The organism is Streptomyces sp. NPDC002130, assembly GCF_040296465.1.
In the GTDB taxonomy this organism is placed as follows: domain Bacteria; phylum Actinomycetota; class Actinomycetes; order Streptomycetales; family Streptomycetaceae; genus Streptomyces.
Genome location: NZ_JBEOXI010000862.1, coordinates 1 through 1,402 on the forward strand (window position 1 = coordinate 1; position 1,402 = coordinate 1,402).

The 1,402-nt window shown below is 63.5% G+C and carries 2 protein-coding genes; both read right to left on the minus strand.

All coding sequences use genetic code 11. The annotated features are described in order from the left end of the window. Positions 1–66: 66 nt before the first annotated feature. A complete protein-coding gene (locus tag ABT116_RS46390; protein WP_235169887.1) occupies positions 67–492 on the minus strand; it encodes a limonene-1,2-epoxide hydrolase family protein in 426 nt (141 codons plus the stop codon). A gap of 17 nt (positions 493–509) precedes the next feature. Beyond that, positions 510–1,402, minus strand: an 893-nt coding sequence (locus tag ABT116_RS46395; RefSeq protein WP_351647251.1) for a serine hydrolase, incomplete at its 5' end; no start/stop codon positions are given.

Consider the following 1,402-nt stretch of genomic DNA (forward strand, 5'->3'; position numbering starts at 1 on the left):
GGCGTCGAAGGAGTCAGGCGTGGTGTTCTCGGACATGGGAGGTTCGCTCGCTTTCGGCAGGTGTTTTCAGGCCGGAGCAAGCCTACTTCGTGTCCCGTTCCCGACGACTGCACGGCCGACCGCGGTCACCACGCCCCACGCGACGTCTCGCAGACTGAAGTAGTCCCGCCAGACGCAGACCTTGCCGTCGCGCAGTTCGAAAGTTCCGCATACCCAGAACTCGATGCGCAGCGGTCCGACGGTGAGGATGTCGGTGCGTTCGGTGAGCACCGTGGTCTCGTCGCCGACGATGTGGTGCATCTCCGCCTCGAATTTCAGTGAAGGCTTGGTGACCAGCCGTAGCGCTCGCACGACGGTCTTCTTGCCTCGCAGCGTTGGGAGCGAGACGTTCTGCCAGACGATGTCGTCTGTCATCAATTCGGCTGCGGCGTCCACGTCGAAATCGGTGAGGGCCGCGAACATTGCGTTCACCGTGGCTGTCGAACTACTCATGGGGTGTCCTTGGCTGATTATTCGGCGGGTGTTGCCCGGATGAAGGTACCGAGATGATCGTGATCGAAGTACTCCAAGGTTAGCGAGTTTCCGTCGAAGGTGGCCTTCGAGACCGTCCCGGCCGGTGCGTTCTCGCCGCTGAGCGGGAACGTGAAGGTGTTTCCGTCCCAGTGGGTCAGAGGGTACGTCGCGGCCGCGGGACCCATGGTCAAGGTCAGCGCACCGTTCTGCTGCGTCACGAGTGCGGGACCCCAGTACGGGTTGCCGTAGTCGCCGGTCAATTGGTTTGTCGGTGGTGCAGGAGCGGGGGAGGCCGGCGGCGTCTTCCCGGCAAGTTCGCCCTCGGGATCGGTTTGTGAGGCAAACGACGCTTCGTAGAGCGGGCGCCACTCGCGGGTGATCTTCCCGAACTGCACCAGGTCGGCGAACTCGGCGGTCAAGGTCTCCGCGACGCCGGTGGGCGTGCCGTTGGTCAGAACGACGATGCCGACGTCAGCGGAGGGAATCGTCACGAAATTCGTTCCGGCTCCGACCAGAAAGGCGCCGGAGTGGCTGGCGGTCACACGGCCTGCGGCGCTGTCGGAAACGTTGAACCCGTAGCCGTAGAAGCCGGAGCGTTCCCCGATTTCCTGCGCGTGGCGCGAGACGATCTCCGGGTTGACCGCGGGCACGAGCGCATCTGTCCGAACGATCTGCTGCCCCTGATACTGACCACCCGACAGCACCATGTCCAACCACTTGGCCATGTCGTTCGCCGAGGAGCTGACTCCACCGGCGGGGGATTGGGCGTCGGCGTCCCGAACCGGCCCTACCTCGTACTTTCCGTCTTCGAGAATGTGGCCCACTGTTCGATTTTCTCGGGCTTGGTAATCGGCGAACCGCGAAGACGTCGACGTCATACCGAGCGGAC

What these genes read in the sequence shown, in the direction of transcription:
- ABT116_RS46390 (WP_235169887.1), bottom strand. Translation starts at nt 492, where the DNA reads ATGAGTAGTTCGACAGCCACGGTGAACGCAATGTTCGCGGCCCTCACC.